Genomic DNA, 7,050 nt, shown 5'->3' on the forward strand with positions numbered 1-7,050 from the left:
GATCGACGAGCGGTGAGGTGTTCTGTGCGCGTGAGGGAGGGCGGGGCCCGCTCCCGGCCAGGGGCCCGCTCCCGGCCAGGGGAGCGGGCACGGCTCGAGGAGCGGGCACGGCTCGAGGAGCGGGCACGCGCGGTTCAGGTCGTGAGGACGTGGGCGCGGCAGGCCGCGGGGGCGCCCCAGGCGTCGCGGAGCGGGCGGGCCTTGCGGATCCACAGCGCCAGGTCCAGTTCCTCGGTGTAGCCGACGGCGCCGTGGAGCTGCAGGGCCGTGCGGGCGGCTGCGTACGCGGCCTCGCCCGCCGTGACCTTCGCCGCGGCGACCTCGGCGGAGCTCCGGTCCGCTCCCCGCGCCAGGGCCAGCGCGGCCGAGTGGAGCAGGGGCCGGGCGAACTCCAGGGCGATGAGCGTGTCGGCCAGCCGGTGCTTGACCGCCTGGAACGAGCCGATGGGGACCCCGAACTGGGTGCGCTGCCCGACGTACGCGACGGTGCGGTCGAGCAGGGCGCGGCCGAGACCGAGGGACTGGGCGGCGGTGGCCAGGGCCGCGACCTCGGTGGCGTGCGCGGCCGCGGCGGCCACGGCGGGGCCCCGCGCCAGGACGGTGCCGCCGAGGGGGCGGGCCAGCCGGCGCACGGGGTCGGCCGACGGCTGGACGGGGCCGGTGGCCTCCGCCAGGCGCACGGTGTCGCCCTCGACGACGAGTACGGCGTCGGCGGTGTCCGGGTCCAGGGCGTACGGGCTGCCGGCGGCCGGCACACAGAGGGAGACGACCGCCTTCCCCGCGGCGATCCGCGGCAGCCACGCCGTGGCGGTCTCCTCCTCCCCCAGCCGGTCGAGGAGGGCGGCGGCGGCGACCGTCTCGACCACCGGTCCCGGCACGGCGTGACGGCCCAGCTCCGTGAAGGCGACGGCCAGTTCGACCGGCAGCGGGCCGAGGCCGTCGTGCCGCTCCGGTACGGCGAGGGCGAAGACCCCCGCTTCCGCGAGCCGTGACCAGAGCGCCAGGCCGGGCGCGCTGTCCCCGGCCGCCCAGGCCCGTGCGGCCCCCGGGGTGTCGGCGACCGCGAGCATGCCGTCGAGGGAGCGGGCGAACTCGCTCTGTTCGTCGTCGAGGAGGAACCGCATCACCGGCGTCCCTTCGGGAGGCCGAGCAGCCGCTCGGCGATGATGTCGCGCTGGATCTCGTTGGTGCCGGCGTAGACGGGTCCGGCGAGGGAGAAGGTGTGGCCTTCGGCCCAGCTGCCGTGCGCGGGGGCGTCCGTGGCCGTGTCGGACAGTTCGCCGTACGGGCCGAGCAGGTCGAGCGCCGTCTCGTGGAGGGCGATGTCGAGCTCGGACCAGAAGACCTTGTTGAGGCTGGACTCGGCGCCGATGGAGCCGCCGGCGGCGAGGCGTGAGGCGCCCGCGTACGCGAACAGGCGGTAGGCGCGGGCGCCGATGACCGCGTCGGCGACCCGGTCGCGCAGGGCGGTGTCGGACGGGTCGGCGCTCTCCCGCCACAGCGCGGTAAGGCGTGAGGCGGCCGCCGTGAACCGGCCGGGGCTGCGCAGGGTCAGCCCCCGCTCGTTGCCCGCCGTGCTCATCGCGACCCGCCAGCCCTGACCCGGCGCGCCGATCACGTCCTCGTCGGGCACGAACACGCCGTCGAGGAAGAGTTCGGCGAAGGCGGGCTTGCCGTCGAGCCGTCCGACGGGCCGTACGGTCACCCCGTCGGCGTCCAGCGGGAACATCAGGTACGTCAGGCCCTGGTGCGGCTTCGCCGCGCCGGGGTCGCTGCGGAAGAGGCCGAAGGCGCGGTCGGCGAAGGCCGCCCGGGACGACCAGGTCTTCTGGCCGCTCAGGCGCCAGCCGCCGTCGGTCCGTACGGCCGTGGAGCGCAGCGAGGCGAGGTCGGAGCCGGACTCCGGTTCGGACCAGGCCTGGGCCCAGATGACCTCGCCGCTCGCCATGGCGGGGAGCACGCGGGCGCGCTGCTCGTCGGTGCCGTGCTCGAAGAGGGTGGGGGCGAGCAGGTTGATGCCGTTCTGGCTGACCCGGCCGGGTGCGCCGGCGGCGTAGTACTCCTCCTCGAAGACCAGCCACTGGAGGATCGAGGTGCCGCGGCCGCCGTACTCCTCGGGCCAGGAGACCGCCGACCAGCGGTCGTCGAACAGGGTCCGCTCCCATGTCCGGTGGGCGGCGAAGCCCTCCTCCGTCTCCAGGGAGGGCAGGGGGGTCGCGGGCACGTGGGCGGTGAGCCAGGCGCGGGCCTCGGCCCGGAAGGCGTCCTCCGCCGCGGAGAAGTCGAGGTCCATCAGGATCCCGCCTTCATGGCGCCGATGTCCATGCCGCCGAGCGCGTCGGGGGAGGTCTCGGCGTTGTGGGCGTGCGCGAGGTGGTGCAGCCCGAAGACCGAGTCGATGCCGGTGTGCATGCCCTGGAGGTCCTCGGCCTGGTTGACGGCGCGCTTGGTCAGGGCGAGGCCCATGCGGGGCATCTCGGCGATCCTGTCCGCCAGTTCCATGGTGCGTTCCGTCAGTTCCCCGGCCGGGACGACCCGGTTGACCATGCCGACCTCGTAGGCGCGCCGGGCGCTCATCCGGTCGCCGGTGTAGAGGAACTCCTTGGCGATCCGTGGCGGCATCACCCACGGGTGGGCGAAGTACTCGACGCCGGGGATGCCCATGCGGACGACCGGGTCGGCGAAGAACGCGTCGTCGGCGGCGACGATGAGGTCGCACACCCAGGCGAGCATCAGGCCGCCGGCGACGCAGGCGCCCTGGACCGAGGCGACCATGGGCTTGGGCAGTTCGCGCCATCTCCGGCACATGCCGAGGTAGACCTCGGACTCGCGGGCGAAGCGGCTCTCCGCCCCTTCCTTGTCCGAGTGGTCCCACCAGAGTCCCGCCGTGCGGTCGAACGGCAGGTGGGCGTCCCGCTCGGGGGTGCCTATGTCGTGGCCGGCGGAGAAGTGCCTTCCCGCTCCGGCGAGCACGACGACCTTGACCTCGTCGTCGTCGGCGGCGCGGTAGAAGGCCCGGTCGAGGGCGTAGGTCATCGCGGAGTTCTGGGCGTTGCGGTAGTGGGGCCGGTCCATCGTGACCACGGCCACGGGGCCGCGGCGTTCGTATCGGACGGGCGCTGTGGACGTGGTGCGGGCAGCGGACATCCGCCCTCCTTCCCTAACAAGTGTTTGGTAGGTTAACGTACGGCCATGAGCAACGTCGAGGAGTTCCGCAGAGAGGTCCGCGGTTGGCTGCGCTCCCACCTCACCGGAGAGTTCGCCGCCCTGCGCGGGCGCGGCGGCCCCGGGCGGGAACACGAGGCGCACCCCGAACGCCTCGCCTGGGAGCGGTACATGGCCGCCGCCGGATGGACCTGCGTGGGCTGGCCGAAGGAGTACGGAGGGCGCGGCGCGACCCTCGAAGAGCAGGTCGCCTTCCACGAGGAGTACGCCCTCGCCGACGCGCCCGCCCGCGTCAACCACATCGGCGAACAGCTCCTCGGACCCACCCTCATCGCCTTCGGCACCCCGGAGCAGCGCGCGCGCTTCCTCCCGCCGATCGTCGCCGTCGAGGAACTGTGGTGCCAGGGCTACTCGGAGCCGGACGCCGGCTCCGACCTGGCGAACGTAAGGACCCGCGCCGAGCGCGACGGCGACCTGTGGGTCGTCACCGGGCAGAAGGTGTGGACCTCACTCGCGCACGAGGCCGACTGGTGTTTCGTCGTCGCCCGCACCGAGCCCGGGTCCACCCGCCACCGGGGCCTGTCCTACCTGCTCGTCCCGCTGGACCAGCCCGGTGTGGAGATACGGCCGATCGTCCAGCTGACCGGGACCTCCGAGTTCAACGAGGTGTTCTTCGACGGGGCCCGCACCCACGGCTCCCACATCGTCGGCGCCCCCGGCGACGGCTGGCGGGTGGCCATGGCCACCCTCGGCTTCGAGCGGGGCGTGTCCACCCTCGGTCAGCAGGTCGGCTTCCGCCGCGAACTGGAGGCCGTCATCGCACTGGCCAGACGCAACGGCGCGGCCGGGGACCCACTGATCCGCGACCGGATCGCCCGCGCCTGGATCGGTCTGGAGACCATACGGTTCAACGCCCTGCGCATGCTCGGCGGAGCCGCGGCCGGGGCCCCGGGCCCCGAGGCCTCCATCGGGAAGATCTTCTGGGCCACCTGGCACCGGGAGCTCGGCGAGCTCGCCATGGACGTCTGCGGCGCCGACGGAATGCTCGCGGCCGGCGAGCCGTACGACCTCACCGACTGGCAGCGGCTGTTCCTCTTCTCCCGCTCCGACACCCTCTACGCCGGTTCCAACGAGATCCAGCGGAACATCATTGCCGAGCGCGTCCTCGGCCTGCCCAAGGAGGCCCGCCCGTGAGCGGCACACCACCCCCCTACGTCCCGGGCCACCGGCTGCTCGCCGGCCGCACCGCCGTCGTCACCGCCGCCGCGGGCGCCGGGATCGGCGGCGCGACCGCCAGACGCCTCCTGGAGGAAGGAGCGCGGGTCGTCGTCTCCGACGCGCACGCCCGCAGGCTGAAGGAGTCCGAGGCGGAGCTCGCCGCGGAGTTCGGCGCGGACCGCGTCGCGGCCCTGCCCTGCGACGTCACCGACGAGACGCAGGTCGCCGCCCTGTTCGACCTCGCGGTGGAGCGCCATGGGCGCCTCGACATCGTCGTCAACAACGCGGGCCTCGGCGGGACCGCAGACCTGGTCGACATGACCGACGAACAGTGGGACAAGGTCCTCGACGTCACCCTGAACGGCACCTTCCGCTGCACCCGCGCCGCCCTGCGCCGCATGAAGGCCGCGGGCGCCGGCGGCGTCGTCGTCAACAACGCCTCGGTGATCGGCTGGCGGGCCCAGAAGGGGCAGTCCCACTACGCCGCCGCCAAGGCCGGCGTCATGGCGCTCACCCGCTGCGCCGCCCTGGAGGCCGCCGCGTACGGGGTGCGGGTCAACGCCGTGTCCCCGAGCCTGGCCATGCACCCGCACCTGGTGAAGGTCACGAGCGCCGAACTCCTCGAGGAGCTGACCTCCCGCGAGGCGTTCGGGCGCCACGCCGAACCCTGGGAGATCGCCAACGTGATCGTGTTCCTCGCCAGCGGCTACTCCTCGTACCTGACGGGGGAAGTCCTCTCGGTCAGCAGCCGGCATCCGTGAGACCCGCGCCCGAGCGGCGCCGGGAGCTCCTCGACACCGCCGCCGAGGTGTTCGCCGCCCAGGGCTACGACGCCACCACCGTCCGCGAGATCGCCCACGCGGCCGGGATGCTCGCCGGCAGCCTCTATTACCACTTCGACTCCAAGGAGTCGATGCTCGACGAGATCCTCTCGGCCTTCCTGAGTGAGCTGTGGGGCCGGTACGACGCCGTGCTCGCCGCCGGTCTCGGGCCCCGCGAGACCATCGAGGCCCTGGTCACCGAGTCCTTCCGCGAGATCGACCGGCACCGCGCCGCCGTCGCCATCTACCAGAAGGAGTCCCGCCACCTCCAGGACCAGCCGCGCTTCGGCTACCTCGCCGACGCGCGGCACAGGTTCGAGAAGGCCTGGCTCGGCACCCTGGAGCGCGGCGTCGGGGCCGGGGACTTCCGCGCCGACCTCGACATCCGCCTCACCTACCGGTTCGTCCGCGACACCGTCTGGGTCGCCGCGTCCTGGTACCGGCCCGGCGGCCGGCACAGCCCCGAGGAGATCGCCCGCCAGTACCTCTCCATGGTCCTGGACGGGATAGCCGTTCGTATCCGCATATGACATGACATCGTGGACATCGAAGAAGGAGTGGCCATGGCCGAGGCATACATCGTGGACGCGGTACGCACCCCGGTCGGCAGGCGGAACGGCGGACTGTCCGCCGTCCACCCGGCCGACCTCGGAGCGCACGTGCTGAAGGCGCTGATGGAACGCTCGGGCGTCGACCCGGTCGCCGTCGAGGACGTCGTCCTCGGCTGCCTGGACACCGTCGGCCCGCAGGCCGGCGACATAGCCCGCACCTGCTGGCTGGCCGCCGGACTGCCCGAGGAGGTGCCCGGCGTGACCGTGGACCGGCAGTGCGGCTCCTCCCAGCAGGCCCTGCACTTCGCCGCCCAGGGCGTCCTGTCCGGCACCCAGGACCTCGTCGTCGCGGGTGGCGTCCAGAACATGTCCCAGGTCCCCATCGCCTTCGCCAGCCGCCAGGCCGCCGAGCCCCTCGGCCTCACCGACGGGCCGTACGCCGGATCCGAGGGCTGGCGGGCCCGCTACGGCGACCAGCCGGTCAACCAGTTCCACGGCGCCGAGCTCATCGCGAGCAAGTGGGACGTCTCCCGCCGCGACATGGAGGAGTTCGCGCTGCGCTCGCACCGGCGGGCGATCCGGGCCATCGACGAGGGCCGCTTCGCGCGCGAGATCGTGCCCTACCGGGACGTGACCACCGACGAGGGCCCGCGCCGCGACACCACCCTGGAGAAGATGGCCGCCCTGCGACCGGTGGTGGAGGGCGGCCGGCTGACCGCCGCGGTCTCCTCCCAGGTCTCCGACGGGGCCTCGGCGATGCTGCTCGCCTCGGAGCGTGCCGTACGGGAGCACGGCCTGACGCCGCGGGCCCGCGTGCACCACCTGTCCGTACGGGGCGAGGACCCGATCCGCATGCTGTCCGCCCCGATCCCGGCGACGGCGTACGCGCTGAAGAAGGCCGGGATGACGATCGACGACATCGACCTGGTGGAGATCAACGAGGCGTTCGCCCCGGTCGTCCTGGCCTGGCTGAAGGAGACCGGCGCCGACCCGGAGAAGGTCAACGTCAACGGCGGCGCCATCGCCCTGGGCCACCCGCTCGGCGCGACCGGCACCAAGCTCGCCACCACCCTGCTGCACGAACTCGAGCGCACGGGCGGCCGCTACGGCCTGCAGACGATGTGCGAGGGCGGCGGCCAGGCGAACGTGACGATCATCGAGCGGCTCTGACGCGGGGACGGACGACGGAAGGCCGCCGGGGGGGGGGCCCCCCGCGGGGGAAGGGAGTCGAGGGGGGGGAACCCGGGAGCCCGGGCCCGCGCGACGGCCCGGGGGCCGGGGGGGGGGCCCCGCCC

7 protein-coding genes are annotated in these 7,050 nt (G+C 73.6%); 4 read left to right on the forward strand and 3 right to left on the reverse strand.

Translation table 11 applies throughout. The features are described 5' to 3' along the window. Positions 1 to 134 precede the first annotated feature (134 nt). The 3 genes from ACFWUY_RS29850 to ACFWUY_RS29860 are packed head-to-tail and all read right to left on the reverse strand — an operon-like array spanning position 135 to position 3,147. Positions 135 to 1,124 carry an acyl-CoA dehydrogenase family protein gene (locus tag ACFWUY_RS29850; RefSeq protein ID WP_384116602.1) on the reverse strand — a complete coding sequence of 330 codons (990 nt, stop codon included), beginning with the start codon at positions 1,122 to 1,124 and terminating at the stop codon, positions 135 to 137. Beyond that, on the reverse strand, positions 1,124 to 2,293 hold the full coding sequence (locus ACFWUY_RS29855) for an acyl-CoA dehydrogenase family protein (RefSeq protein WP_384116604.1): 1,170 nt from the start codon (positions 2,291 to 2,293) through the stop codon (positions 1,124 to 1,126). The genes ACFWUY_RS29850 and ACFWUY_RS29855 overlap by 1 nt, the downstream gene beginning before the upstream one ends. Continuing rightward, on the reverse strand, positions 2,293 to 3,147 hold the full coding sequence (locus tag ACFWUY_RS29860; RefSeq protein WP_384116607.1) for an enoyl-CoA hydratase: 855 nt from the start codon (positions 3,145 to 3,147) through the stop codon (positions 2,293 to 2,295). The genes ACFWUY_RS29855 and ACFWUY_RS29860 overlap by 1 nt, the downstream gene beginning before the upstream one ends. Positions 3,148 to 3,192: 45 nt before the next feature. Here ACFWUY_RS29860 and ACFWUY_RS29865 point away from each other — a divergent pair, with 45 nt between their 5' ends. From ACFWUY_RS29865 to ACFWUY_RS29880, 4 genes are read left to right on the forward strand one after another with little or no spacing between them, the layout of a single operon-like run. Continuing rightward, the gene (locus tag ACFWUY_RS29865) at positions 3,193 to 4,359 is read left to right on the forward strand and encodes an acyl-CoA dehydrogenase family protein (protein WP_384116609.1); all 1,167 of its coding nucleotides are present in this window, start codon (positions 3,193 to 3,195) and stop codon (positions 4,357 to 4,359) included. Then, a complete protein-coding gene (locus tag ACFWUY_RS29870; RefSeq protein WP_384116612.1) occupies positions 4,356 to 5,144 on the forward strand; it encodes an SDR family oxidoreductase in 789 nt (262 codons plus the stop codon). The genes ACFWUY_RS29865 and ACFWUY_RS29870 overlap by 4 nt, the downstream gene beginning before the upstream one ends. Then, a complete protein-coding gene (locus ACFWUY_RS29875) occupies positions 5,141 to 5,734 on the forward strand; it encodes a TetR/AcrR family transcriptional regulator (RefSeq protein ID WP_384116615.1) in 594 nt (197 codons plus the stop codon). The genes ACFWUY_RS29870 and ACFWUY_RS29875 overlap by 4 nt, the downstream gene beginning before the upstream one ends. A gap of 33 nt (positions 5,735 to 5,767) precedes the next feature. Continuing rightward, on the forward strand, positions 5,768 to 6,925 hold the full coding sequence (locus tag ACFWUY_RS29880; protein WP_384116618.1) for an acetyl-CoA C-acetyltransferase: 1,158 nt from the start codon (positions 5,768 to 5,770) through the stop codon (positions 6,923 to 6,925). The last annotated feature ends 125 nt before the right edge of the window (positions 6,926 to 7,050 follow it).

The organism is Streptomyces sp. NPDC058664, from assembly GCF_042716635.1.
GTDB lineage: Bacteria > Actinomycetota > Actinomycetes > Streptomycetales > Streptomycetaceae > Streptomyces.

Excerpts from the sequence above, each read along its gene's own strand:
- ACFWUY_RS29850 (WP_384116602.1), bottom strand. The coding sequence starts at position 1,124 with ATGCGGTTCCTCCTCGACGACGAACAGAGCGAGTTCGCCCGCTCCCTC.
- ACFWUY_RS29855 (WP_384116604.1), bottom strand. The coding sequence starts at position 2,293 with ATGGACCTCGACTTCTCCGCGGCGGAGGACGCCTTCCGGGCCGAGGCC.
- ACFWUY_RS29860 (WP_384116607.1), bottom strand. The coding sequence starts at position 3,147 with ATGTCCGCTGCCCGCACCACGTCCACAGCGCCCGTCCGATACGAACGC.
- ACFWUY_RS29865 (WP_384116609.1), top strand. The coding sequence starts at position 3,193 with ATGAGCAACGTCGAGGAGTTCCGCAGAGAGGTCCGCGGTTGGCTGCGC.
- ACFWUY_RS29880 (WP_384116618.1), top strand. The coding sequence starts at position 5,768 with ATGGCCGAGGCATACATCGTGGACGCGGTACGCACCCCGGTCGGCAGG.